Annotated in this window: 23 protein-coding genes; 19 read left to right on the forward strand and 4 right to left on the reverse strand. The window is 40.7% G+C overall.

Going from position 1 to position 25626, the window contains the following annotated elements:
- Positions 1–28: 28 nt before the first annotated feature.
- Positions 29–214: a DUF8096 family protein gene (locus G4O42_RS06110; RefSeq protein ID WP_003154919.1), complete on the reverse strand. Its 186-nt coding sequence runs from the start codon at positions 212–214 to the stop codon at positions 29–31.
- A gap of 175 nt (positions 215–389) precedes the next feature.
- On the opposite strand from G4O42_RS06110, the gene G4O42_RS06115 reads away from it, so the two are divergent.
- The gene (locus G4O42_RS06115) at positions 390–1208 is read left to right on the forward strand and encodes a uroporphyrinogen-III synthase (RefSeq protein ID WP_032874536.1); all 819 of its coding nucleotides are present in this window, start codon (positions 390–392) and stop codon (positions 1206–1208) included.
- A gap of 24 nt (positions 1209–1232) precedes the next feature.
- Here G4O42_RS06115 and G4O42_RS06120 read toward each other — a convergent pair whose 3' ends face one another.
- The 3 genes from G4O42_RS06120 to G4O42_RS06130 are packed head-to-tail and all read right to left on the reverse strand — an operon-like array spanning position 1233 to position 3743.
- Positions 1233–1994: an ABC transporter permease gene (locus G4O42_RS06120; RefSeq protein WP_032874538.1), complete on the reverse strand. Its 762-nt coding sequence runs from the start codon at positions 1992–1994 to the stop codon at positions 1233–1235.
- Between the two features lies 1 nt (position 1995).
- Positions 1996–2733, reverse strand: coding sequence for an ABC transporter ATP-binding protein (locus G4O42_RS06125; protein ID WP_032874540.1), 738 nt, complete (start codon positions 2731–2733; stop codon positions 1996–1998).
- Positions 2734–2759: 26 nt separating this feature from the next.
- A complete protein-coding gene (locus G4O42_RS06130; RefSeq protein WP_032874542.1) occupies positions 2760–3743 on the reverse strand; it encodes a DMT family transporter in 984 nt (327 codons plus the stop codon).
- 130 nt (positions 3744–3873) lie between these two features.
- Here G4O42_RS06130 and G4O42_RS06135 point away from each other — a divergent pair, with 130 nt between their 5' ends.
- The 18 genes from G4O42_RS06135 to G4O42_RS06220 all read left to right on the forward strand — a co-directional run bounded on the left by G4O42_RS06135 (position 3874) and on the right by G4O42_RS06220 (position 25433).
- Positions 3874–4371, forward strand: coding sequence for a cupin domain-containing protein (locus G4O42_RS06135; protein WP_032874544.1), 498 nt, complete (start codon positions 3874–3876; stop codon positions 4369–4371).
- Positions 4372–4757: 386 nt separating this feature from the next.
- Positions 4758–5174: a DUF1641 domain-containing protein gene (locus tag G4O42_RS06140; protein WP_003154908.1), complete on the forward strand. Its 417-nt coding sequence runs from the start codon at positions 4758–4760 to the stop codon at positions 5172–5174.
- Between the two features lie 39 nt (positions 5175–5213).
- Positions 5214–6392, forward strand: a complete 1179-nt coding sequence (locus G4O42_RS06145) for an NAD(P)/FAD-dependent oxidoreductase (protein ID WP_032874546.1) — start codon at positions 5214–5216, stop codon at positions 6390–6392.
- A gap of 186 nt (positions 6393–6578) precedes the next feature.
- Complete coding sequence (uxaC, locus tag G4O42_RS06150) at positions 6579–7976, forward strand: glucuronate isomerase (RefSeq protein WP_087920759.1); 1398 nt, start codon at positions 6579–6581, stop codon at positions 7974–7976.
- A gap of 24 nt (positions 7977–8000) precedes the next feature.
- Entirely contained in the window at positions 8001–9392 is a 1392-nt protein-coding gene (locus tag G4O42_RS06155) for an MFS transporter (RefSeq protein ID WP_049589350.1), read from the forward strand.
- A 70-nt stretch (positions 9393–9462) separates the two neighbouring features.
- Positions 9463–10461 carry a LacI family DNA-binding transcriptional regulator gene (locus tag G4O42_RS06160; RefSeq protein ID WP_007407297.1) on the forward strand — a complete coding sequence of 333 codons (999 nt, stop codon included), beginning with the start codon at positions 9463–9465 and terminating at the stop codon, positions 10459–10461.
- Positions 10462–10536: 75 nt separating this feature from the next.
- A complete protein-coding gene (locus G4O42_RS06165) occupies positions 10537–11982 on the forward strand; it encodes a tagaturonate reductase (protein WP_032874548.1) in 1446 nt (481 codons plus the stop codon).
- Positions 11979–13472, forward strand: coding sequence for a UxaA family hydrolase (locus G4O42_RS06170; RefSeq protein ID WP_021494038.1), 1494 nt, complete (start codon positions 11979–11981; stop codon positions 13470–13472). Before G4O42_RS06165 ends, G4O42_RS06170 begins: the two co-directional genes overlap by 4 nt.
- A 184-nt stretch (positions 13473–13656) precedes the next feature.
- Positions 13657–14328 carry a response regulator transcription factor gene (locus G4O42_RS06175; protein WP_032874550.1) on the forward strand — a complete coding sequence of 224 codons (672 nt, stop codon included), beginning with the start codon at positions 13657–13659 and terminating at the stop codon, positions 14326–14328.
- Entirely contained in the window at positions 14325–15683 is a 1359-nt protein-coding gene (locus G4O42_RS06180) for a sensor histidine kinase (protein ID WP_032874552.1), read from the forward strand. The genes G4O42_RS06175 and G4O42_RS06180 overlap by 4 nt, the downstream gene beginning before the upstream one ends.
- A gap of 119 nt (positions 15684–15802) precedes the next feature.
- Positions 15803–16738, forward strand: coding sequence for an ABC transporter ATP-binding protein (locus G4O42_RS06185; protein WP_065465011.1), 936 nt, complete (start codon positions 15803–15805; stop codon positions 16736–16738).
- Positions 16719–17450, forward strand: a complete 732-nt coding sequence (locus tag G4O42_RS06190) for an ABC transporter permease (protein ID WP_032874554.1) — start codon at positions 16719–16721, stop codon at positions 17448–17450. Before G4O42_RS06185 ends, G4O42_RS06190 begins: the two co-directional genes overlap by 20 nt.
- Before the next feature lie 17 nt (positions 17451–17467).
- Entirely contained in the window at positions 17468–17659 is a 192-nt protein-coding gene (locus G4O42_RS06195; RefSeq protein WP_003154894.1) for a hypothetical protein, read from the forward strand.
- Between the two features lie 65 nt (positions 17660–17724).
- Positions 17725–18975, forward strand: coding sequence for a sensor histidine kinase (locus G4O42_RS06200; RefSeq protein WP_032874556.1), 1251 nt, complete (start codon positions 17725–17727; stop codon positions 18973–18975).
- An 11-nt stretch (positions 18976–18986) separates the two neighbouring features.
- A complete protein-coding gene (locus tag G4O42_RS06205) occupies positions 18987–19652 on the forward strand; it encodes a response regulator (RefSeq protein ID WP_032871259.1) in 666 nt (221 codons plus the stop codon).
- A gap of 192 nt (positions 19653–19844) precedes the next feature.
- Entirely contained in the window at positions 19845–20027 is a 183-nt protein-coding gene (locus G4O42_RS06210; protein WP_032874558.1) for a plantaricin C family lantibiotic, read from the forward strand.
- A gap of 86 nt (positions 20028–20113) precedes the next feature.
- A complete protein-coding gene (locus G4O42_RS06215; RefSeq protein WP_032874560.1) occupies positions 20114–23296 on the forward strand; it encodes a type 2 lanthipeptide synthetase LanM family protein in 3183 nt (1060 codons plus the stop codon).
- Positions 23286–25433, forward strand: coding sequence for a peptidase domain-containing ABC transporter (locus G4O42_RS06220; protein ID WP_032874562.1), 2148 nt, complete (start codon positions 23286–23288; stop codon positions 25431–25433). Before G4O42_RS06215 ends, G4O42_RS06220 begins: the two co-directional genes overlap by 11 nt.
- The last annotated feature ends 193 nt before the right edge of the window (positions 25434–25626 follow it).

A 25626-nucleotide genomic window follows, 5' to 3' on the forward strand; every position in this document is an offset into this window, starting at 1 on the left:
GCGCATCGGAAGACGGCTGCCTGTTTTGTTATATGTTTTTCTTCATGCCGCATCTCCGGCATTCCCTCAAAAATTTTCCGCCCTTCACTGAGCTTTTAAACAGCGTGTAGTCGCAATTGTCACATCGGCCGCTGTGAACATCAGGATATTCATTGAACTCATAAATGACCGAAGTATCGTATCCTTTTGTCTCGAACTCTTTTTTTGTTTCCATGATTGAAAGTCCCTCCGCGAATCAAATCGTTCTGCCCGGTTAATGATACAGCAACTGCACGGGGGATTCAACGGAAGCATAGCTTGATTTTCCCGGCTGATTGCGTAACAATAATAGAAATAAATGACGGCCTGCCATAGGGCGCCCGGCATCTGAAGGGAAGAAGAAAACAGCGATGGGAAAAGGATTGAACGGGAAACGGATTGCCATCGGCGGTTCGCGGAAAACAGAAGAGATCACAAAATTAATAGAAAAGCAGGGCGGAACGGCGGTCGTCCGTTCCCTCCAAGGAACCGTATACCTGGCGGAGGATCAAATTGAACCCGACGTAAGAACATTTGCCGGGCAAAAAGCCGACTGGGTGATATTCACCACAGGCATCGGCACGGAAACGTTATTGTCGGTATCGGAAAAAATCGGTCTGAAAGAAGAATTTTTAGCGGCCGTTCATGAAGCGAAAATCGGCTGCAGAGGCTATAAAACATATGCGGCCTTAAAAAAGCTCGGCATCACGCCGCATGCCTCAGATGAAGACGGTACAACAAGAGGGCTGATCCGCTCCTTGGAACGATTTGACTTTAAAGATAAAAAAGTCATGATACAGCTTCATGGCGAAAAAGCGCCGGTCTTAACGGAGTTCCTTGAGAAAAACGGAGCGGAGGTATTCCCTGTTCTCCCGTATCAGCATATTCCGCCGGAAAGGGAGACGGTCGATAAACTGCTGGGAGAGCTGTTAAACGGAGAGGTCGATGCCGTATGTTTTACGACAGCCATTCAAGTGCGCTCTCTCTTTGATTATGCAAAAGAAAAAGGGTTCACAAAAGAATTGCAACAGGCATTCGAAAAACAAGTGCTTGCCGCCGCAGTCGGCAAAGTGACGGCTGAAGCGATCCGGGATGAAGGGATAAAGAGGGTTCTTGCTCCGGACATTGAGCGGATGGGAGCGATGATTATTGAATTATCCCGTTACTATGAATCTCTGACCTTGTCATAAATAATCATTCAGCAGGGAAAAAGCCTACGCTTCCCTGCTGAATTTTTTTAATTGCCAGTGTTCCGTGAAAAGGGAAGGATATGTCAAGGCGCTGAGTATGATACATGTAAGAAGAGCGGAGGCCATCGTTGTAAAAACGATCAGCAGCTGAAAGCGCACCGCCTGTATCGGATCAGCCCCCGCTAAAATCTGCCCCGTCATCATGCCGGGAAGCTGAACGAGACCCAATGTTTTCTGGCTTTCAAGCGTCGGGATCATACTGAGCTTCATACTGGACGTCAATATCTGCCGGACGGCCTGCTTAGGCGTTCCTCCGAGAGAGAGAATCAGCTGGATTTCTTCTTTTCGCAGGTCTGCTTCCGAACTGAGCCGGCTTAAAAACAGGCTTGAGAGCACCATGGCGTTTCCGATGACCATGCCGCTTATCGGAATGACATATCTTGAAGTGAACGGAATGATATGAAGGGTCAGTAAAAGTCCCTGCGTCACGGTTTCCGCGATCGCCAGTGTCAGAAAAACGCGCCAAAATGAGCCGATCTGCATTTTTTTCCGTTTGGCGACATTGTGCGAAGCGGCCGTGAGCATGAGAAGCACCATTAATATGATAAATATCGGGTGATCACCGCGAAAAATCAGCGACAGCACATAGCCGATGATAAGCAGCTGAATGACGGCCCTGACGGTTGCGACGATCATATCCTTTTCGACGCCGGCTTTAAAAGATTTAGACAGGAATAAAGCGATAATGACAAATATACTTGTCAATAACAGAGAAAGATCATTCATATCAGCACCCGCTCCCTTGTAAAAGCGCTCGGGCCTTTTCATGTTTCGGTTCCTTAAAGAACGTTTTCGTTTCCGCGGTTTCTAAAAGCCGTCCCTCATCCATAAACCATACTGTATCGGATAATCGTTCCGCTTGTTCAAGGTTATGGGTGATCCACAGGATCGTCAGCTGTTTTTGCCGATGGAGTTTCGTCATCAGTTTCTCAATGATGAGAACGGATGACGGGTCCAGCGCCGAGGTGATTTCATCCAGCAGCAGGATGGACGGCAGTCCGGCGAGGGTTCGCGCTAATGAGAGCTTCTGCCGCTGTCCGCCGGATAATTCTTTTGCATTCCGATCCAGAAGCCCGCGCGGAAGATCTGTAAAATCTGCGAGCTCTTCAGGCGTATAGTGCTGTGCGCCGTGGAGTTTTTCTGCGAGCAGAAGGTTGTCCCGCACCGTGCCGTCCATGACGGGAGCTGATTGAAATGCAAGGCCCGCGGTTTTTCTGAGCTCTCTGATGTCCCAGTGTCTTATTTCTTTTCCGAATACAAGCACTTCCCCTTCATCAGGTGTATTCATCAGATTGCACAGCGACAGCAATGTGCTTTTTCCCGCGCCGGAAGGCCCTATCAACGCCGTGATAGAACCTTTTTGAATATGTCCGGTTACACGGCTTAGGACATCAAAGGACGTATTGTTTTGTTCAAAGCGTTTGCCGGCTGACAGGAAAGATATTGCCGGAATTTCTTCTTTCATACAGGATGACACCTTTCGTAAAAAAATCAGGAACCGGTGAGATTGGCTGACGTTTGCTCAGCCGTTTTCTGGTCTGTCTGCCGGGAAGCGAATGTATGCATGACCATTCCCGCAATAATAATGAACAGTCCGGCAAATGAAAGAAGTGATGGAGACGCCGCGGATAAAAAGACGATTTCGCCGATCAGTGCAAAAAGAACTTCTCCGGATTGAGTCGCTTCAACAGCAGCGAGCTTCTGCGGCTCATTCCTCACCATATCGGTGGCGCGGAAAAATAATACTGTTGCGATAACGCCAGAGCTGAGTGCGACGATAAAGGATTGGAATGTCTGTCCCATTGACGGAAGCCCGTCTCTATGCCAGCCGAAAGCGGCGATCAAAAGCCAAAACGGAAGGCTTGCGAGCGTCATGCCGAGCACCCGCTGAAACGTATCGAGTTTTCCGCCGTATTGTTCCAGCATTTTGCGGTTGCCGAGCGGATAGGCAAAAGCGGCGATGACGACCGGCACAACGCTGAATAGTATCGTGCGGCCGGACAGAGAACCCGCATGCTGAAGCTGAATCAGCCCGGCTCCGATCAGGATGATGACGGAAGTAACCAACGAAATCAGCGGGATCTTTTGTCTGGCGGAAACCGGGCCCGCAGGTGAATGTTTTGTTTCGTAGAAAAACGGCGACAGAAGCACACCCGCGACAATTGTAATCTGCCACGTGCCGGCGATCAGCCAGCCCGGCCCATATGCCGCCGCAAACGTAATCGGGGCATAAAAAAGCACGAACCCGGTAAAACTCCACTTCAGCCAAAAAAACGGTTTTTTTCGGATTTCATGCCAGAGCGGCGCCCATTTTCCTTTCGCATAAACGATCAAAAATAAAAACGGAATCATAAAAAGAAAACGCAGGGAAGAGCTCCACATCCAGCTTCCGCCGGAAAGCTCCATCGCCCTGTTTAAAATAAATGTGACTGCAAAAAACAGAGATGCCAATATTCCGATCACGATGGCTTTCATTAAATCCCTCATTTTGACACATATTTTTTTATACTATACTATTCACCGGCAGGCTTCGCAATGGAATATGAGAAAATAGCGTTTTAATAAATGATGAATGGGAAACAGACATATACGGAGGTGAACACCAATGCAGAAAGAGGATATTCAAGTGCTTTATTTCGAAGATGACGGCCGCATTCCGAATAACCCGAATCTTCCGCTTGTTATTTATAAAGCGGTATTTAATGAAGAAACGGTACAGAAAGCAGAGTCCGTCCTCCGCCGGCACGATTGGTCGAACAGCTGGACGGGCGGAGTATTTCCGTATCACCATTTTCACAGCACCACGCACGAAGTTCTTGTCGCGGTAAAAGGAAACGCGGTTTTGAGGTTCGGCGGGGAACAAGGAGCGGACGCCGTTCTTCAAACGGGGGATGCAGCGGTCATTCCGGCCGGCACCGGACATAAAAAACTGTCGGGCAGTTCTGATTTTACCGTGATCGGGGCTTATCCGGGCGGCCGGCAGTACGATACAAAAACGGAGAAAAATGATAGAACTTCAGAAGAAATCAGCTGTGTCCCGCTCCCGGAATGCGACCCCTTTACGGGAAAAACGGGCCCGCTATTAAAATTGTGGGAAAAATGACAGGGGAAAAGCGGATGGTCTGTAAAAAAATAGCCTGAAAGAAACGTTATTACACCCCCGCCATATAAATAATTTCATAAACGAAACAATTCACGTTCAAATTTTGTTCAAAAAGTGTTATTATATAAGAGTAAATCAAATTTGGGTTTTTTATGTTTGCTATTTTCAGAGAGGAAAAAGAAATTTTGACTTATTCAATTGTTTTTGTTGATATAAAAATAATACTGGATATGGCAAAGTGAAAAACTGGGTAGTAAACATTTATTTTTGTAAATGATTGTGCATGAATTCACAATCTTGCTTTTTCATGCTTTTCTGCATGAAGGGGGAAAGGCTACCCTTTCCAAAAAAATCAGCATACTGCTTATAGTAAAGGAGAATCGGATATGCCAGAAACAATCGATCAAACAAATGCATCTGTCAGCCAAGGCCAACGCGATCTTATTGATCAGCTGCTAAAACCTGAAGTTCAAGAATCACTGACTGTTTTAGTGGATCAGCTTCCAAAACTGACTGAGTTAGTAAATATTTTAACGAAGTCTTATGATTTTGCACAGTCTGTAGCGACAGACGAAGTATTGAAGAGCGATACAGTGGGTGCGCTTACAGAAATTCTTGAGCCGGTGAAAGAAACAGCGAAAGAAGTTGCGGCTACTGCGATCGAAGCAAAAGACCGCGCGGATGCAAGCAATGAAACGATCGGACTTTTCGGCCTGCTGCGCATGCTGAAAGATCCTCAAGCTCAAAAGCTGTTCCGTTTTGCTAACAGCTATCTTGAAATCATGAACGAAAAACAAAAATAATCTCAGATTCAAATTGATATAAAGGACGGAGGATATACGATGTCAAAACATATTGTCATTTTAGGCGCTGGTTACGGCGGAGTTCTTTCTGCTTTAACCGTTCGCAAACATTACAGTAAAGATGAAGCACGCGTAACCGTTGTGAACAAATACCCGACTCACCAAATCATTACGGAACTGCACCGTCTTGCAGCAGGCAACGTGTCTGAACAGGCTGTTGCTATGCCGCTTGAAAAACTTCTGAAAGGAAAAGACGTCGACATTAAAATCGCAGAAGTCAATTCTTTCTCAGTTGATAAGAAAGAAGTTTCTCTTTCTGACGGTTCTAAGCTGACTTATGACGCGCTTGTTGTCGGACTTGGTTCTGTTACGGCTTATTTCGGCATTCCTGGACTCGAAGAAAACAGCATGGTGCTGAAATCTGCTGCTGATGCCAACAAAGTATACAAACACGTGGAAGACCGTGTGCGTGAATACGCTAAAACGAAAAACGAAGCTGATGCAACGATCCTTATCGGCGGCGGCGGCTTAACTGGCGTTGAGCTTGTCGGTGAGCTTGCTGACATTATGCCGAACCTTACGAAAAAATACGGCGTAGATCCGAAAGAAATCAAACTGAAATTAGTAGAAGCAGGTCCGAAAATTCTTCCTGTTCTTCCTGATGACCTTATCGAACGCGCGACAAAAAGTCTTGAAAAACGCGGCGTTGAGTTCTTAACAGGTCTTCCTGTTACAAATGTTGAAGGAAACGTTATTGATCTGAAAGACGGTTCAAAAGTCGTTGCCAACACATTTGTATGGACAGGCGGCGTACAAGGCAACCCGTTAGTCGGTGAATCCGGCCTTGAAGTGAACCGCGGCCGTGCGACGGTTAACGATTTCTTACAATCTACTTCTCACGAAGATGTATTCGTTGTCGGAGATAGCGCTGTATACTTTGCGCCGGACGGCCGTCCGTACCCGCCGACAGCGCAAATCGCTTGGCAGATGGGTGAACTTGTCGGTTACAACCTGTTCGCTTACTTAGAAGGAAAAACGCTTGAAACATTCAAGCCTGTAAACTCTGGTACGCTTGCAAGCCTCGGACGTAAAGACGCGGTTGCCATCATCGGAGCGAACTCTACTCCGCTGAAAGGTCTTCCGGCATCTTTAATGAAAGAAGCAAGTAACGTACGTTATTTAACACATATCAAAGGATTATTCAGCCTCGCTTACTAATCCTTAAGATCACACAGAAGACATTGCCGGACTTTCTCGGCAGTGTCTTTTTTTTGTATGAAAATGTTAACAGATACATTTTTCTGAAAAGTTAAATAAAAATGATTGATATGTGAGAAAGAGGAAGCTAAAATAAAAAAGAACCATTTTGTTAACGTTAACATTTTTAAGAGGGAGGATGAAAGTGTGAAAGCTTTTATGGGTGATGATTTTTTACTGGATAGTAAAACGGCCGTAAAGCTGTACCGGGATTACGCTGAAAACATGCCGATCATTGATTATCACTGTCACTTAAGCCCAAAGGAAATCTATGAAAATAAAACCTTCGCAACCATTACGAAGGCATGGCTTTACGGTGACCACTACAAGTGGCGGATTATGAGGGCTAACGGCATTGAAGAGCGCTGCATTACCGGAAACGCTTCAGATGAAGAGAAGTTTTTCGCCTGGGCAAAAACGGTGCCGATGGCGATAGGCAATCCGCTGTACAGCTGGACGCATTTAGAGCTGCAGCGCTGGTTCGGCATTTATGACATATTGAATGAAAAAACGGCCGCGGCAATTTGGAAAAAAACGAATGAGCTCCTGCAGGGAGACGGGTTTGGCGCAAGGGATCTCATTCTGAAATCAAATGTCAAAGTCATTTGCACAACCGACGATCCTGCCGATGCGCTGACATACCACGAACTGTTGAAAGAAAGTGATTTTCCGGTTCAAGTGCTGCCCGGATTTCGGCCTGACAAAGGACTGGACATCAGCAGCCCGGGTTTTGCCGATTGGGTCCGTTCGCTGGAGAGCGCTTCCGGAATGGCTGTCACCACCTACCAATCGTATTTAGATGCGTTAGAATCCCGCGTCCGCTTTTTTCACAATGCCGGGGGCAGAGTGTCGGATCATGCGTTAGATCAAATGGTTTATGCCGAGACGACCGAAGAGGAAGCGGCCCGGATTTTTGCAGCCGGATTAAGCGGAGAGCATGTGTCTTTTGAAGATGAAAAGAAATTCAAAACACGGACGCTGCAATATCTTTGCGGTCTTTACGCCGAACTGGACTGGGCGATGCAGTTCCATATTAACGCGTTAAGAAATACCAATACAAATAAGTTCAGCAGCCTCGGTCCTGATACGGGATATGACTCAATTAATGATGAACGTATCGCAAAGCCGCTTGCCCGGCTGTTAGATTCCGCCGAAAAAAAGCGGCAATTGCCTAAAACGATTTTGTATTCTTTGAATCCGAATGACAACTATATTATCGCCAGCATGATCAACAGCTTTCAGGATGGGAAAACACCGGGGAAAATTCAATTCGGCACAGCCTGGTGGTTCAATGACACGAAAGATGGAATGCTCCAGCAAATGAAAGCGTTATCAAACATGGGCCTGTTCAGCCGTTTTATCGGGATGCTGACAGATTCAAGAAGTTTCCTGTCCTATCCCCGCCATGAATACTTCAGGCGGCTTGTCTGCACGCTGATCGGCGGCTGGGCGGAACAAGGCGAAGCGCCTTACGATATGGAGCTTTTAGGAAAGATTGTCGAGGGGATTTGTTACCGGAATGCTGAGGAATATTTCCGCTTTTAAAAAATGGAATGAAAGAGGTGGCCTATGAGTAATGTGCCTGTCGTGACAGCACCTGCCGCAAAAGTGAAGGAGCATAAGCTGAGTCTGAAAGAAAAAGTATCCTATGGTTTTGGAGATTTTGGGAACGGATTTATGTTTGATCTCGGGCAGATCTATTTGCTGAAGTTTTTCACAGATGTCGCAGGCATTCCGGCAGCGTTCGCCGGCAGTATTTTTTTGGTCAGCAAGCTGTTTGCGGCTTTGACTGATCCGATTGTCGGCTCGGCCATTGACTACAGAAAAAAGATCGGACCCCGTGGGAAATTCAGGCCGTACTTATTATTCGGAAGTATTATTCTTGCGGTCATGACCGTATTGATTTTTGTGTCACCGGACGTGAGCGTCACCTGGAAGCTTGTGTACGCCTATGCTTCTTACATGCTGTGGGGGGTGGCTTATTCTTTCGTCAATATTCCGTACGGCTCCCTCGGCGCGGCCATTACACAGGATGCGGAGGACAGAACGGCGCTTTCCGCATTCCGCCAGATCGGCTCCCTCGGCGCGCTGCTCATTACCAGTGTCATCGTCATCCCGATTCTCGTTCATTTTGATAACGTTCACATCGGCTACCCGGCAGTCATGGGAATGATGGCCGTAATCGGAATCGCGGGATTTATGATCTGCTACCGAAACTGCAAAGAAAGAATTATCGTCCGTGAAGCGCCGAAAGAAAAGCTGTCCGTTATGTCGGTTTTCAAATGCTTTATCGGCAACAAACCGCTTCTGACCGTCGTTTTCATGACGATTTTCTCAATATCGGCATATAACATTAAATCCGCTATGCTTGTTTACTTCGCCCAGTACAATCTCAACAATGCGGAGCTGATGTCCTACATGAGTTTTATCATCATCGGTTCTTCATTTTTAGGTGTTTTGTTTATGCCGAAACTCGTCAAACGTTTCGGAAAAAAGCAAACGGTGATGATCGGTTTTGCCGTCAGCGCCGCGGCTGATGCGCTGAATTTCTGTCTCCCGTCAAACGTATATATCTTTACGGCGTTAGCGAGCATTGCTTTTATTGGGATCAGCATACCAAACGGCATTACATGGGCGCTTGTGTCGGACATTATTGATTACGGAGAGTGGAAGACGGGTGAACGGAAGGAGGCGACGACATATTCGCTTTTCAACTTCTCCAGAAAACTCGCCCAATCTTTATCAGGTTTTCTTTCAGGCATCGGGCTGAGTGTTATCGGCTATATCCCGAATGCATCTCAGACAAAAGGCACGCTGATCGGGATTAAAGGGCTACTGCTGCTGTACCCGGCTTTCGCTTTAGCGTGCGCCATGCTGATTATCGGTTTGATGTATAAGCTGACGGACCGGCAGCATGCCGAGCTCGTTCAGGACTTACATCATGCAAAACCTCAACTTTAGTGATTTTATGGACTGTCCGTTAATGGTACAATAGAAATAAATGACAGCATACAGAAAGAAAGGAAAAACGATGGTAACCATAAAAGATATCGCAAAACTCGCCAACGTATCCCACACAACCGTATCCCGGGCACTTAACGGCAGCCCCTACATTAAAGAGCATACAAAACAGAAAATATTAGAGCTCGCTTCACAGCTGAATTACACACCGAACGTAAATGCAAAAAGCCTTGCCATGCAAAAGTCCCATACGATCGGACTGTTTTTTACAAGCATCACAAACGGAACCTCACACAGCTTTTTTTCCGATACCATCAAAGGTGTAAACCGCACAATCAGTGAGGAATACAATTTGTTCGTCCGCGCGATTGACGACCTGAAAAGCTTTGAAACCATTACGCCCATGAGATATGACGGAATCATTTTAATGAGCCAAAGCGACAGTGATAATTCATTTATTTATCATATCCGAGAGAAAAACATCCCGCTTGTCGTGCTGAACCGGGACATTGATGACCGGAGCATCACGAATATCCTGTCAAACGATAAAGAAGGCTCCAGACAGGCGGTCGACTGCCTGATCGCAAACGGACACAGAGATATCGCGATCATTGAGGGAAAGGAAGGATTCAGGTCAACTTCTCAGCGAAAAGAAGGCTATTTGACATCTTTAATTGATCATTCTATTCCGATTAAGCATGAATACAGTGTAAAAGGCCGCTATGATATGGAAAGCGGCAGTCAGGCGATGGAAAAACTCTTGGCGCTTCAATCACCGCCTACGGCTGTTTTTTGTTCAAACGATGATATGGCGATCGGGGCGATGAATGCCATTTTCGCCAAAGGCCTGAACGTTCCGGAAGATATATCCGTTATCGGGTTTGATGACATCGGCATTTCCCAATACATGACGCCGAGGCTTTCGACAGTAAAACGCCCGGTTGAAAACATCAGCATACTCGGCGCAGAGAAGATCTTGGCGCTAATCGCCGACCCGGATACGGCGGCGGAAAAAATATACGAAAACACCGAGGTGATGATAAGAGATTCAATTAAAAAACTCACATAACGGCCCGTCTGATTATCCGGGTTTTCGTACAGAAAAATGTTAACGTGTGCATAAATGCAGAAGGAGGCGGACAGCTTGCGTCAGCTGAATAAAAAGATGTGCGGTGAATACATTCAATATCCTGAAAAAGTCCTTCAGTTCGGCGAAGGCAACTTTTTGCGGGCCTTCGCAGACTGGCAGATCGATCAAATGAATCAATTGACGGATTTTAACGGAAGCGTTGTCGCCGTACAGCCGAGAGGCTCTGAGAAAATCAAACGTTTAAACGAGCAGGACGGTTTGTTTACGCTTTTTTTGCGGGGGATAAAGGACGGAAAACCGGCTGAAGAACACATGATCGTCAAATCCATCAGCCGCGGCATTGATCTTTTTTCTGACTATGATTCCTTTAAACGGCTGGCAGCACAAGAGGAGCTTCGTTTTATCATTTCCAATACGACAGAAGCGGGAATTACGTTTGAGAAAGGCGACCGGCTTGAGGATAGACCTCAAAAAACATTCCCCGGGAAATTAGCGGCGTTCCTTTATTTCCGCTATAAGGCATTTGCGGGTGACGCCGAGAAAGGGTGCATTGTGCTTCCATGTGAACTGGTCGAAGAAAACGGACGGAAACTGAAGGCTGCCGTGCTTCAATATGCCGGGCTGTGGGAGCTGGAGCCTGATTTTACTCAATGGATTCATGACGCGAACATCTTCTGCAATACTCTCGTGGATCGGATTGTTCCCGGATTTCCTGTTGATACCACGGAAGAACTTACCGATTTTCTCGGATACGAAGACCGTCTGATTGTGGTCAGTGAGCATTATTATTTGTGGGTGATAGAAGGGCCGGAACAGCTTCAGAATGAGCTTCCTTTTGCTGAGGCCGGGCTGAACGCACTGATCACGTCTGACCTTACGCCTTACAGGACAAAAAAGGTGAGAATCTTAAACGGCGCTCACACGGCATTGGCGCCAGTGGCTTTACTATACGGACTGCAAACCGTCCGGGAAGCGGCTGAGCACGAGGTGACGGGCAGATTCATCGAAGAGCTGATCAATGAAGAAATCCTCCCTGTGCTGCAAATGGAGGGTGTCACCCAATACGCGGCAGATGTGTTACAGCGGTTTAAAAACCCTTATATCCAACATTATCTGCAAAGCATTACCCTTAACGCTGCCGCGAAATTCAAAACAAGAAACCTGCCGACGCTGAAGGCTTATATCGAACAGGAGGGCCGGCTACCTGAGAAGCTGGTATTTTCGTTCAGCGCCATGATCTATTCATACTGGAACGGACCGAACAAACCGGCTGACGGCGAGGAGGTTCTTAACCGTTTTCAAATGGCGCGGTCCCGTTGCAAAGATGATATGTTTCAAGCGGCATCTGCCATATTAGGAGAAGAGCGATTGTGGGGGAAGAATCTGAATCATCTTCCGGGGCTGACTGAACGAACGGCTTTTTTTCTGTCTGTCATTCATAAGCGGGGTATGAAGCATGCGTTACATGAATGCTGCGGCAAAAAGGGGGAAGTGAAATGAAAGAGGTCATAAAAATCCATAAAAACGATAATGTGCTTCTCGCCATGCGCCATTTTAACAAAGGGGAGCGGCTGCATACACACGGACTGACGATTGAAGTGAAGGACCCTGTAAAGCGGGGGCATAAAATCGCGCTGCAAACCATTGAAGAAAACGGCAGCATCATTAAATACGGTTTTTCGATCGGGCGTGCGACAAGGCGGATTTCGGCCGGCGAGCATATTCATACCCATAATCTGCAAACGAATTTATCCGATGTGCAAGAATACACGTATTCACCGCGCTTCGAGGACAATCCTTTTACAAATGAGAACCGGACATTTAAAGGCTACAAAAGAGAAAACGGTACATCCGGCGTCCGGAATGAACTGTGGATCGTACCTACAGTCGGCTGTGTAAACGGCGTCGCTGAGAAAATCCTGCAGCGCTTCGTAAAAGAGGCGAAAGACATTGCGCCCTTTGACAATGTGCTGGTTTTAAAGCACCAATACGGCTGCTCCCAGCTTGGCGATGATCATGAGAATACGAAACAAATGCTGATAAACGCCATCCGTCATCCAAATGCGGGCGGTGTGCTGGTTTTAGGGCTGGGCTGTGAAAATAATGAGCTGGCGGCGATTAAGGAAACGCTTTCTGAAGTGAATGGAGATCGGGTGAAATTTCTCGAATCACAGGCTGTCACAGATGAAATTGAAGCGGGGACTGCGCTACTTAAAGAGATACACCTTGCGGCAAAGGGAGATAAACGTGAGGAGATTCCGCTGTCAGAATTGAGCATCGGATTGAAGTGCGGCGGGTCGGACGGTTTTTCCGGCATCACCGCAAACCCTTTATTAGGGAGATTTTCAGATTACTTGATTGCACAGGGAGGGAGCACGGTCTTAACGGAGGTGCCTGAGATGTTCGGCGCTGAGACGATTCTCATGCAGCGTGCGGCGAGCGAAGAAGTGTTTCATAAAACAGTCCGATTGATCAATGATTTCAAGCAATATTTTATGAAGCACGAGCAGCCGATTTATGAAAACCCGTCACCAGGGAATAAGGAAGGCGGCATTTCAACTCTCGAAGACAAGTCGCTCGGCTGCACCCAAAAAGCCGGTCTTGCACCGGTTTCTGATGTGCTGACATACGGTGAAACCCTGAAAACAAAGGGATTGACACTGCTCAGTGCGCCCGGCAATGATTTAATCGCTTCTTCAGCGCTCGCAGCGGCGGGCTGTCACATCGTTTTGTTTACAACCGGAAGAGGCACGCCGTTCGGCACATTTGTCCCGACTGTGAAAGTATCAACAAATACCGATTTATTTCAATCAAAGCCTCATTGGATTGATTACAACGCGGGCAGATTGGCGGAAGACCAAACAACAGAAGATCACATTGTAAGAGATTTTATTCAATACATTATTAAAGTTGCAAGCGGAGAATGCGTCAATAACGAAAAAAACGATTTTCGGGAGCTTGCAATCTTTAAGTCCGGTGTGACGTTATAAGGGGAAAGGCGATCTGACAACAGACCGCCTTTTCGCCGTTGACTTATCGTTTTGCCCCTTGATGAATTGTGAATATCTATAAGTTATAATAATGGAATGGTGCCTTACATAAAGGAGATTTTTATAATATATATAATTATTATGGAAGGTTGATTTTCAGTCACATATTTCAGAGGGGGTCCTAATGAATAACATTTTATACATTGAAGATGACCAAGAAATTGGCCAATTTGTAAAGGGTGATTTAGAAGATCGGGGCTATATGATTATATGGCTCACTTCTTCCTATAATTACGAAACATATATAGAAAAGGCTGATCTGATCGTGCTTGATATAATGATGCCCGGTTTAGACGGATTTACAATCGGTCAAAGGATGAAAAAAACACATCCGCAGATCCCGCTCTTGCTTTTAACAGCCAGAACGGGTCTGGAAGATAAGCTGAAAGGCTTAGGATTTGCGGATGATTACGTGACAAAGCCCTTTCATCCCGATGAACTGGCTGCTCGAATCGAAGTATTATTAAGAAGATTTGACAAGACTGCCATTCATGAATTGAAGCTAAAACACTTAAGTGTTCACTTGAAAGAAAAAAGAATTTTAAATCATCAAACTCATGAGGAAATATTTTTAACTGATAAGCAGTTAAGGATTTTTTTGCTTTTACTTAGACATCCCAATCAAATATTAACAAAGGAACAAATTTATGAAAATATTTGGGAACAGCCCTATATCGAAGGGGATAAGACGTTGATGGTACATATCCGGCATTTACGGCAAAAAATCGAGATTAATCCAAATGAGCCGGAAATTCTAGAAACAATCAGAGGGATTGGATACAGGATCAAACAATGAAATTATCAACCAAATACCTTATTAATATCGTTGCCTCAATTTTGTTTTTCCCGATAGCCTTTTTAGGCGTGAATTTTCTATACTATGTCACATTAACATACTTGATTGATCACCAGGGGCAAGTACACTATGAACCAAATAAGTTGGAAAGTGATTGGAAGTCTGATGTGGAAGATTTTTCAGGGAAATCCAATCGGGAAATTACGTCTGCTTTCCCGCACATGAAGCAATATAAACACTCTGATATTGTATGGATAAATGATAAGGGAAAGGTGATGTTTTCGAACTCAGAACGGTTGGCCAAAAAGGGTGAGGTTATTCACGTTAGCGAATTGATTAAAATGATAGAACAAAACCAAAAGAAATATTTATTGCTGAGTGCTTATGTAAATGGGAGTGAAGACAGCGGATATGCATTTTTAGAAACTCCGCGCTCAATTATAGGATCTCAATGGGAGGTTATGAGAGCTAAGTATTCCTATATATGGTTTATCGCCTTGATTTTTGTCTGTTCACTTTTTGTGATTAATTCATGGATGTTTTTTGCGAAAATACAAAAAAGGTTAATTTCTTTGGGGAATCATATGAAAAAACAAGATAATGACGGCATACCGGAATTTGTAACAGTTAAACAGAAGGATGAACTGGGCCAAGTAGAATATTCATTCAACCAGATGGTTGAGGAACTAAGGAACAGCAGACAAAAAGAGCGCGAAGAAGGCGAAATCCGAAAAAACTTGATTGCTGATTTATCTCATGATTTAAGAACCCCTCTTACGGTTATAAGAGGGCATACATTTACGTTAAAGAATGAAATAAGCAGTGAAAATGGAAAGCATTCTTTAGGGATCATAAACGATAAAATAACGTTTATGGGCGAACTGATTGACAATTTGTCATCATTTTCTCTTCTTGCCGCAGGTAAATTGCCGCTTCATAAAAAGAGTTGTGACATATTAAAGATAATACGTTCTTCGTTAACAGCTTGGTATCCGATTTTTGAGAAAGAGCACTTTACAATAGATATTGATCTGAAGGAAAACATCGTATGGGAAATAGACGAGACTTGGCTGAAGAGAATTCTTGATAACATTTTTCAAAATGTTTTGCGCCATGCTCATTCAGGAAAATACGTTTCCGTACAGACAAAGCTAATTGAAAACAAACCCGCAATCATAATTGAGGATAGGGGCCCGGGAATGAATAATAAATCTGAAAGAAAAGGCGCCGGGATTGGCTTATCGATCATTAATATGATGCTTAAACAAATGGGACTTGAACATAAAATAAAGAGCAATCAAAACGGAGCGATTTTTATTATTTATCCAAACAGCAGTGAATACGTGAAGCCGTAGAGGCTTCACGTATTTTTTATGTTGAGAAATTTAAACGTAAATTAACCTTGATTATATCTTCTTTTTAACCTCGTAAGTTTATATTATAAACAGAACAAGGCGGAAAGGAATGATGAAAAGTGGGAAAGGCTGATCCAGCTTTAATATCCAAAGGTATCAATGTTTCTATAAAAAAGAAAGAAATTTTACATGATATAAATTTAACATTGGAAAAAGGTAAAATATATGGTTTGTTAGGTCCCAACGGTGCAGGAAAAACGACATTTCTTAAAGTTCTTTTAGGCATATTTCCTCCAACTTCAGGTGAAGTGATTTTTGAGGGAAATAACTTATATCGCAATCCAAATAATGATGTGATTCAGTCTATCGGAAGTATTATAGAATTTCCTGGCTTTTATGAAAATTTGACTCTTTTTGAGAATATTAAATTACATCTTAACTATTTAAAAAGATCAGCTTCTGATGAAGAGATAAATGAGATTTTAGGAAAGGTCGGACTTTTTGAACATAAAGATAAACTGTTTTCGCAAACTTCATTAGGAATGAAACAGAGGCTGGGAATTGCCAGAGCAGTTGCGCATGCTCCTGCATTGCTTTTGCTGGATGAGCCGACGAACGGTTTAGATCCATATGGTATTAAAGAAGTACGTGAAATGCTGATCCAAGAAGTAATGAAAAATGGAACCACAGTCGTTATCTCAAGTCACCTTTTAAGTGAGATTAATCTCATGGCCGATGAATTACTTATTATGAATAAGGGGCAGATTATTTTCGAGTCAGCCTTTATGAAAAATACGCAACATCTTTATTTATACAAAATTCCAGCTGAAGCGGGTATTAATTGGGCGGATATTGAGAAATTTGCGGATCATGTTATTTCAAGGAATAAACAGCAATTCGAGTTTATTTCAGTAATTCATCCGTCGGAAATGAAAGAGAAATTAAATTCTTGTGGATTTAACAAGGAATCTATTGACGGATTTAAGCTATCTTTGGAAGATCTTTATTTAAAACTGCTGGCAAAGGAGAAAGGTCATGAGTCTGTTAGTGCGTAACGAGTTTCTAAAACTTAAAAGACTGAAATCAATTTATGTTATTTTCTTTCTAAGTTTTTTGCCATTTCTCATAAACGGAATCGGTCTTTTGGCTATGAACGAAAATACAGATTGGAACAAATTTTATATGTTTGTTTTTAATCAGTATTCAATCCTTTTTCCAACTGTTATTTTTATTTTTTCAGGTTTTTATTTTTATTTAGAATTTAAAAACAGGACAATGCTGAATTGGATGTCATATCCGTATCATAAATTCAAATTGATATTATCAAAGCTAGCTGCATCTTTTCTATTTTTGTTTTTAATTTCAGCTGTTAATCATATTATTCACTTATCCACCTTGTTTTTCTTTTTTCGGGAAGATGTCTCAGCAAGCGACTTATTAAGATTAATAGCGACATCTTTTACTTCTACTACTTTGAGCCTGCTAACCATCCCGATTGCAGCTTTAATTGCTTTCTTAAGTAAAAATATAGTGGTTGTCATGATAACCGGTGTAGCTTCCTTTTTAATAATGACGATACTGTTAGCAAGTGATGTCTCAATAGTCTTTCCTTTTTCTTTTATTTATCGTTTCAGTATTCAAATTTTTGAAAGTGATATGGGATATTCCGATTCAATTCTTTTAGTTTGGGGATTACTGATCATGGGGCTGTATGTTTTGGTGTCCTTATCAGGATTATACGTATATTCGAAAAAAAACAGAATGTAAATGGAGGATGAGTATACATGGAGCAAGTTATTTTTGTGATTTCAATGCTCGCTTTAGGAGTTACACTGGTTACCTTTTTCGGAATGATTTTGAATGACGGATTAAGAGGAGTACTAAACTTTTCAAGAAAACCTGTAAAATTTATGACTGGATCATTTCTGGTATACATTGTTGCCTTTGCTGTTTATATTTTAATAAGTGTAAAGTAACTTTTTCATTTTAAGGGGATTCAAAGGGATTCCCTTATTTTCCTTAGTAAGGGGCTTGGTTACAAATGAAAGATAATTGGGTGAAGCTTAATATTGAGCAGTTTGTAAGGGCTTTTGTTTTCTCCTTATTATTGTTATTTATGCTTTTGCTTATAACAGGCAGCCAATTACAGTTTAAACAGTATAGTCTATTTTTTGTTCTAAGTATATTCGGCAGTAGTTGTTTATGCTTTACCTATGATGACAGAAATAAGACATATCTTCGCAGCCTGTTCCGTTTTTCAGAATTATGCCAAGAGGGATCCGATGCAGATCAATTGATAAAAGAACTAACCAATGAAATACAAAGTGTGTTTTCAGGAAAGCAGATTGCTCTTATAAACTATGACAAAAAAACATTAAAATTGAAAGGAAATCACATTCAGGTTCCTAACATAAACATTTCAAATCTTAAAATAGGAGAAATACGTGAAACCGCCAGCGGATCAATTCTGTTTATCGGGGAGAAGTGTGATACATTTGTTTTTATTCATTTATCACATAAAGGACACCCTATAAAGATTCGTGAAAACGAAGCAGATTGGCTGCGAATGCTGGCATTCTGCACAGCATCTGCACTTCAGAACAAATTGTTGATTCAAAAAAAAATTGATGAAATTATCATAGACGATCAACATAAATGTAAGTCAGCTGTACTTTCTAAGGTTTTATTTTCTATTTCAGAAATAGAGAGAACCAAGCTTGCACATGATATTCATGACTCTATCATTCAAGAGCTGATATTTGTATGCAGAGAATTAGAGTATCATGTTGAGAAATACAAGGATATTTATTACATAAGAGAAATTTTGCTGGACAATATCCAGTATATAAGAGAAAAATGTTTTGATTTAAGACCACCTTTTTTAATGGAGATGGGACTTCTTCGAAGCATTCAAGTCCTGATTGATAAACATAAAAGCAACTATCAGCTTGATATTGAATTCTTTGTAGATGTAAAAGATGATTCTATTTTTACAGAAGATATCACAATAAACTTTTACCGGATTGTTCAAGAACTGCTTACTAATGCTGTTAAACACTCAAAAGCCAGTTATATTGTTTTGACAATGATTCAAAAAAAAACAAGTCTTATGTTTGTTTACGAAGATAATGGAATCGGCATTGATTGGAATAAAGTAAATTCAAAAACAAACAGTTTTGGACTGACAGGGATCAAAGAGCGTATAAATTGTATGAATGGTATTCATAATATATCTTCAGGCGTAAATGAAGGATTGCTGTTAAGGTTTGAAATAAGTACGAAAAATGAATAGGGAGCGCTGACATGATAAAGATTTTATTAATTGATGATCATATTGGTGTTGCTCAAGGGACAAAAGCCATTCTTGAAAAAAGCAATAAAATGGGAGTAACAATATTGTCTTGCTGTAAAGAAGTACTTAATCACCTTAAGCATTACGAGTATGACTTACTTTTACTTGATTTATATATGCCGGAGTTAAATGGAATGGAATTGTCAAAAATGATTCTTAGAGAGAGTCCCGATCAAAAAATTATAATTTATACTGGTTTTGATATCTCTGTCCATTTCAATCTTTTGGTTGAAGTTGGTGTTTCCGGGTTCATAAGTAAGTCTTCAACAGAAGAGCATATGATAAAAGTAATCGAAAGTGTCATTGAGGGAGATACCATTATTCCTACTCATCTCTTTAAACAATTAAGAAGAACAGAAGCAAATACGTTCAACATTGATAAGCTTGAAGATAGAATAAGAGATATTACTTTAAATGAAAGAGAACAAGATATCTTAGCGGGCGTAGCGGAGGGAATGACAAACCGGGAATTATCAGCAAAGCTGTTGATCAGTCAAAGAGCGGTTGAATACATTCTTACTGGTGTGTACAACAAGCTCGGAGTAAAATCCAGAACAGAGGCGCTGATCAAAGCAAATCGATATTCATTAATTTCTATGAAAACTATATATGAGTAAGTGAATCGGGATTAACGGAACAGTTAATCCCGATTTTCTTTATAACTTATACTTCGGAAACGCGCAAAAAAAAAGCGCTTTTCCGAATATGACTTTTCGGTGCCTATAGGTAAAAGATCGTTTATCATAGATTTATAGAAATATATGGATTCAAATCCAATATATTTCAAAAACTCAAGGGGAGGAATATTAGTGAATGAGAAAATGTATCGTTTTGCCGGTGATTTAAGAGAAGAACTTGAGGAAATTTCTTTAAATGAATTCAGCGGAGGAGGAGGCGCAGAACAGCGGGGGATTTCTCAAGGAAATGATGGTAAGCTTTGTACGTTAACTTGGGAATGCGGTCTTTGCCCTACTCACACTTGCTGGTGTTAAAACAAATCCGAAAATAAGAAAATAGATTTCCAATGCTCTGGGAGATCCAGCTGTCTCCCTCTTTTTTAAAAGGAGATGAATATTAAATGAATTCGCTAACTAATATTCTATTAAGTAAAGAAAAAAAAGCTGCTGTCTCTCAATCTGATGAAAATGAGAATCTGTTTGATCGAAACTTAGAATTAATCTATAAGAATGATATTCAAATGGCCCAGGAAAGCATTAATAATGTGTTATCCATTCAATCAATTGATAAAGTGAAAAACTTATATCAAACCCCCCTACATAAATCCGCTTTTACAGTTCATGTTTTCGAAAACCTAAAAAAAGGGATCGCTCACCAAGCTATTAAAAAAGAAGACGTAAATGAAGAAATCATGTTTCACGTTTTTGCGTTAAAAGTGTCCTCTTACTTCAATGATCTACTTAAAAAATCAAAGTTTCCTTCTTATGACTATCTGCTGGAACAACCGGCTCTTTTTCATCATAGTATTTCAAATCAATTAGAAAAAATCATTTTAAAAGTATCCTATAGAACACTTGTATTGGATATGAATATGAATCGGGAAAAAGGTTTTTTGGCAGGGGAGACTCCTAAAGAAAAATATGGTTATTATAATAAAACTCTTTTGTGCAGTCCGGAGTATCTTAAAAGCTTTTTTCAACAATATCCAGTCTTATTAAGAGTGATTGGAAACGAACTAAGAAAATTTAAAAAATTCATATTGGAATTTATCTCGCGTTTTGAAAAGGACAAGCCTGAACTGCTCTCTTTATTTGGTTTTTCAGAACAAGTCAAAATAAGGGACATTGAAGTAGGAATGGGTGATTCTCATTCTGATGGGAGAAAGGTTACTAAAATAACATTAAATGAAGGCAAGCTTATTTATAAGCCGAGAAGTTTAGAAATTGATCTATTATATAAAAAGATAATTGAATTTTTGAATGAGAAAATTAGAGATCATGATATAAAATTGAGTACTCCGAATGTCCTTAGCAGAGACGGATATGGATGGACTGAATTTATATCTTTTAAAGCATGCAATTGTCTAAAAGATATTCAAAACTTTTATCAGCGTACAGGAGCTCAAATCGGTTTGTTATATGCATTGAAAGCCGTTGATTTTCATTCGGAAAATCTCATTGCCAACGGGAGCTATCCAGTTCTCATTGATTTGGAATCCTTATTTCATCCTGCATACCAGAAAAAAAAGGACGGGATGGACGCTTATGAAAAAGCTGAAACACAGCTTCATGAATCTGTCAGAGCATTAGGACTGCTTCCTTTTTTCTTTGGGGGCAAAGCCGACATCAGCGGAATAGGCCGGAAAGGGAAAGTAAAGTCGATCATTAAAGTTCCTCAGCTTATCAATTTAAAGACAGCAGAAATGTCGGTCAAACGAGACTATGTTGAAATTGATACAGCTAATAATCACCCTATGCTTGAGAATAAATTTGTATATGCAAAAGATTATGTCGAAGAACTGAAGCAAGGTTTTTCAAAAGCATATATGACTATATTAAAACATGCTTCGGAGCTGATTCGCATAATAGAAAAGAGCGAAAACAAGATATATGTTCGGTTTATATCAAAACCGACAATAAAGTATTCTGCTTTATTAGAATTAAGTTTTCATCCTAGATTTTTACACAACTCTATTGATAGAGAAATTTTCTTATCAAAAATATGGGAGAGACCAAAGCAAGAAGATGAATATCAATCTATTGTTAAATATGAGTTCAACGATTTAATTAATAATGATATACCTTATTTCAAAGTGAAATTGAATGAGAAAGACTTACTAAGCTCAAAAAATAAGAAAATTGAAAATTACTTTCCGGAAACACCAGCTCAAAGTGTAAAAGAACGAATTTCAAATTTATCAAAAGACGATTTAAAGTTTCAGCTCTATGTTATCGAACTGTCCATGCTTGCTTCGGAGGATGATCGGCAAATTGTTTTGAAAGAATTTATAACAAAAGAACCAGGACAATATGTAAATGTTTTCAGTAGTAACCAAGAAAGTATCTTAATAGAAAAAGCTGAGGAATTGGCCGCTTATATTTATAATCAATCTTACAATGCACACACAGATAAAGGAAGTTCGTATTCTTGGCTTAACGCTACTCCTATTGGAGTTGATGAAATTCAATGGAACTTATCCGTTATGGGTGATACCTTTTACGACGGGCTTTCCGGGATGGCTTTCACCTACCTGGCTTTATGGCGCGTCACGAAAAAAGAAAAGTATCTGGACATTGCCGAAAAAATTATGAAAGATGTCGTCTCTCGTTTTATTGATATTGAGGTGAAACCGGACGAAGACAGCAGTATGTCTGTAGGTGCTTTTTCCGGAGTATCTTCAATAGTATATACTTTAATGAATTTCTATATGTATACTAAGCGCGAAAAATATAAACAGGATGCAAAACAAATCGCTCAGCTTATTCCGTCTTTGCTTCCTTATGATAAAGAATTGGATATAATCGGGGGCACAGCGGGGGCTCTTATTGTAATGATACGTTCGTTTGAAATAGAGAATGATACATTCTTTTTATCATTGGCTGAACAATGCGGTTCATTTTTAATGAAACAAGCGATCTTTCTTGATGAGGATTTTGTCACTTGGGAAGGTATTGCAAATAAGCCGTTAACGGGTTTTTCCCATGGAAACGCTGGAATGATATATGCCCTTCAATTACTCGAGAAACATTCAAAACATCAAGATATAAGTATGTACATCCGAAAAGGGCTTGCTTTTGAAAATTCAAAAAAAGTAAACGGTAACTGGCTTGATCTGAGAAAAACGGTAAATGAAGCTGCAACATCTGCATGGTGCCATGGATCTCCTGGAATTCTATTAAGCAGATTAGAATTGAAAGATTCAAAACACTCTGATATTTCCGAAGTGGCCAAAAAAGATCTGAATAAAACCGTTTCTAACATTTTTTATGACGGTTTTGGCCGAGAGCAAAGCCTCTGTCACGGAGACATGGGAAATGCTTTAATACTGATCGAATATGGAAAAAGGACTGGCGAAAGTCAATTTGTAAATATCGGAAAAAACTTGATTTTGGAGAGTGTACAAGACAAAAATATAGGTTTCTACCAATGCGGAGTGGGAAGGGATGTTGAAACACCTAATTTAATGCTTGGTTTGGCGGGGATCGTATATGGAATGCTGTATGCAGCAGACGCGGAATTGCCGAATATTCTCAACCTTGAAATAGGACGTGTAGATACATTAGGAGACATTTATGAAAATTAGAAAAAGAAAGCTTCCGGTTATTCTTCAAAGAAATCAATTTGATTGCGGTATTACTTGTTTAGCCATGGTTTTGAGCAGGGCTGAGGGAATAAAAATCAATCCTAACAAATTGAAATTAAATAAAGAAATTATCGGAAGAGACGGCACTGATTTAATTGAAATGAAAAAGATTTCTGAAACATTCGATTATGATTTCAAAGCATTCCGCACAGACAATATAATGCAGCTTAAAGAGTTAAATAAAAACCATCCGCTAATTGTTCATTGGAATCATAATCATTTTGTAGTTGTCGACGCATTTGGCACAGATAACGTTAAAATTATAGACCCTTCGTCTGGCAGACTGACAATCACATTAGAAGAGTTCAAAACCTTCTATAATGGCATTTCTATTATGTTAATCAGAAAGAACGAACTTGAGAGAAAGGATAAGACTGCTTCGTCATTAAAAGATGTGTCTTCATTTAGAAAGATCGGAAAATATCTTTTGAAAGATAAAAAATTATTGGGGGTTATCATAAGTTTCACTTTTATTTTTCAAGCATTAAACTTAATGACCCCTTTTTTGACTCAATATATTATTGATTCATTTATTGACGGGAATGAGAAAATTCTTCCCATACCAATGCTTTTCATGATTGTTATTGTTTCAATCGTATTATTCTTTAGTCTGTCCTTAATCAGAATGAAATTTATTATCAAACTGCAATTAAAAATTAATAAGAGTATGACTGATAAAATAATTCATAAAATATTTAGTCTTCCATTAAAGTTTTTTGAGGCGAATACTGCCGGGGATATTTCAACTAGAATCCATAACATTGCTGTAATTCGTGAAGTCATTTCCAGGTTAGCGTCTACTTTGATATTAGATATCAGTCTTATATTTGTATTTTTCATAGTCATGTTTTTTTATTCCCCGATATTATCTTTTATAGTTTTATTGGGAGCAGCTATACAGGTGATGAGTACTAAAATTTTGCTTCCGAAAATTGAAATGTTCACAAAACAGGAAATAAATAGTCAATCAAATTTTCAGAGCCAGCTAATCGAAATTTTAAGATCCATGACGTTTATAAAAACAATAGGAGAGACAAGGAATATTGAAAGCCAATTAAATTATAACTTTAATCATCAACTAGATTATTTCTCAAAAAGAATGAATTATTCATCCTTACTGGGTGCGGTCTCCAATGCAATCAATCTATCTTTGCCATTACTTATTTTAATTGTGGGTACTTGGTCAGCAGCATCAATAGGCCTAACGCTAGGAGCAGTAATTGCTTTTTCTAACATTGCCGGACGGTTTATGTCACCGCTTGGATCAATTATCGGCAGTCTTGAGTCTATTAAATTAGTCGAAGAAATGGTAGACCGCGTTGAAGCTGTGCTGGACGAAAAAGATGAGGAAGTAAATGATAAAAGCAGTGAACTATTTAACCCGGCCGCTCATAATATCAGCTTGAAAAATATTGATTTCAGCTACAACGGAAACAATTATATTTTGAATAATATAAATTTAATGATTCGGCCGAGAGAAAAAATCACATTAATCGGAAAAACCGGATGCGGAAAGTCTACTTTGATTAAAATCATTGCCGGCCTTTATCAAAAAACAGCAGGAGAAATTTGCTACGGGGAATTCAAAATAGAGGACGTTAATATGGTTAAGCTGAGAGAAACGTTAGGTTATATTGTTCAAGATGTCAATCTGTTTAATGACACTATTATAAATAATATAAAATATTTCAATGAAAAAATAACAATGGAAGAAGTTGTACAAGCTGCAAAAGAAGCATGTATTCATGAGGATATTATAAAAATGCCCATGGGGTATCATACCATGATTGGAGAAAACGGTATTACCTTATCAGGTGGACAGCGGCAGAGAATCTCAATAGCCAGAGTATTAGCGAAAAATCCGCAAATTCTATTTATAGATGAAGGAACAAGCAATTTGGATAAGGATACAGAATTAAATATATTAAATAATATTTACAAAAAGGATATCACTGTAATTTCTATTACTCATAGAACCGAATGGCTCGAATTCTCCGAATCTGTCTACGAGATTGAAAATGGAAACTTAAAGACCATTAAGACCAAATATGAATCACAGCTGCAGCAGACTTATTAACTTGAAAGGAGGTGAAATATGGAATATGAAAAAGAACTTCAGCGCGTTGTATGAAACATCAGAACAAGAATTAAAAGAGCTTGTTGGAGGGCAAAACTCAGTATCAATAACAACATATCCAATCACAAATCATATTTGTCCAACTATCACAGTAGGCTGCGCATGTCCGCAAAGGCAAGTATAAAAAACAATC

The organism is Bacillus sp. LUNF1 (genome assembly GCF_011008975.1).
Lineage (GTDB): Bacteria > Bacillota > Bacilli > Bacillales > Bacillaceae > Bacillus > Bacillus velezensis.

What these genes read in the sequence shown, in the direction of transcription:
- G4O42_RS06110 (WP_003154919.1), bottom strand. Translation starts at nt 214, where the DNA reads ATGGAAACAAAAAAAGAGTTCGAGACAAAAGGATACGATACTTCGGTC.
- G4O42_RS06115 (WP_032874536.1), top strand. Translation starts at nt 390, where the DNA reads ATGGGAAAAGGATTGAACGGGAAACGGATTGCCATCGGCGGTTCGCGG.
- G4O42_RS06120 (WP_032874538.1), bottom strand. Translation starts at nt 1,994, where the DNA reads ATGAATGATCTTTCTCTGTTATTGACAAGTATATTTGTCATTATCGCT.
- G4O42_RS06125 (WP_032874540.1), bottom strand. Translation starts at nt 2,733, where the DNA reads ATGAAAGAAGAAATTCCGGCAATATCTTTCCTGTCAGCCGGCAAACGC.
- G4O42_RS06130 (WP_032874542.1), bottom strand. Translation starts at nt 3,743, where the DNA reads ATGAAAGCCATCGTGATCGGAATATTGGCATCTCTGTTTTTTGCAGTC.
- G4O42_RS06135 (WP_032874544.1), top strand. Translation starts at nt 3,874, where the DNA reads ATGCAGAAAGAGGATATTCAAGTGCTTTATTTCGAAGATGACGGCCGC.
- G4O42_RS06140 (WP_003154908.1), top strand. Translation starts at nt 4,758, where the DNA reads ATGCCAGAAACAATCGATCAAACAAATGCATCTGTCAGCCAAGGCCAA.
- G4O42_RS06145 (WP_032874546.1), top strand. Translation starts at nt 5,214, where the DNA reads ATGTCAAAACATATTGTCATTTTAGGCGCTGGTTACGGCGGAGTTCTT.
- G4O42_RS06155 (WP_049589350.1), top strand. Translation starts at nt 8,001, where the DNA reads ATGAGTAATGTGCCTGTCGTGACAGCACCTGCCGCAAAAGTGAAGGAG.
- G4O42_RS06160 (WP_007407297.1), top strand. Translation starts at nt 9,463, where the DNA reads ATGGTAACCATAAAAGATATCGCAAAACTCGCCAACGTATCCCACACA.
- G4O42_RS06170 (WP_021494038.1), top strand. Translation starts at nt 11,979, where the DNA reads ATGAAAGAGGTCATAAAAATCCATAAAAACGATAATGTGCTTCTCGCC.
- G4O42_RS06175 (WP_032874550.1), top strand. Translation starts at nt 13,657, where the DNA reads ATGAATAACATTTTATACATTGAAGATGACCAAGAAATTGGCCAATTT.
- G4O42_RS06180 (WP_032874552.1), top strand. Translation starts at nt 14,325, where the DNA reads ATGAAATTATCAACCAAATACCTTATTAATATCGTTGCCTCAATTTTG.
- G4O42_RS06190 (WP_032874554.1), top strand. Translation starts at nt 16,719, where the DNA reads ATGAGTCTGTTAGTGCGTAACGAGTTTCTAAAACTTAAAAGACTGAAA.
- G4O42_RS06195 (WP_003154894.1), top strand. Translation starts at nt 17,468, where the DNA reads ATGGAGCAAGTTATTTTTGTGATTTCAATGCTCGCTTTAGGAGTTACA.
- G4O42_RS06200 (WP_032874556.1), top strand. Translation starts at nt 17,725, where the DNA reads ATGAAAGATAATTGGGTGAAGCTTAATATTGAGCAGTTTGTAAGGGCT.
- G4O42_RS06205 (WP_032871259.1), top strand. Translation starts at nt 18,987, where the DNA reads ATGATAAAGATTTTATTAATTGATGATCATATTGGTGTTGCTCAAGGG.
- G4O42_RS06215 (WP_032874560.1), top strand. Translation starts at nt 20,114, where the DNA reads ATGAATTCGCTAACTAATATTCTATTAAGTAAAGAAAAAAAAGCTGCT.
- G4O42_RS06220 (WP_032874562.1), top strand. Translation starts at nt 23,286, where the DNA reads ATGAAAATTAGAAAAAGAAAGCTTCCGGTTATTCTTCAAAGAAATCAA.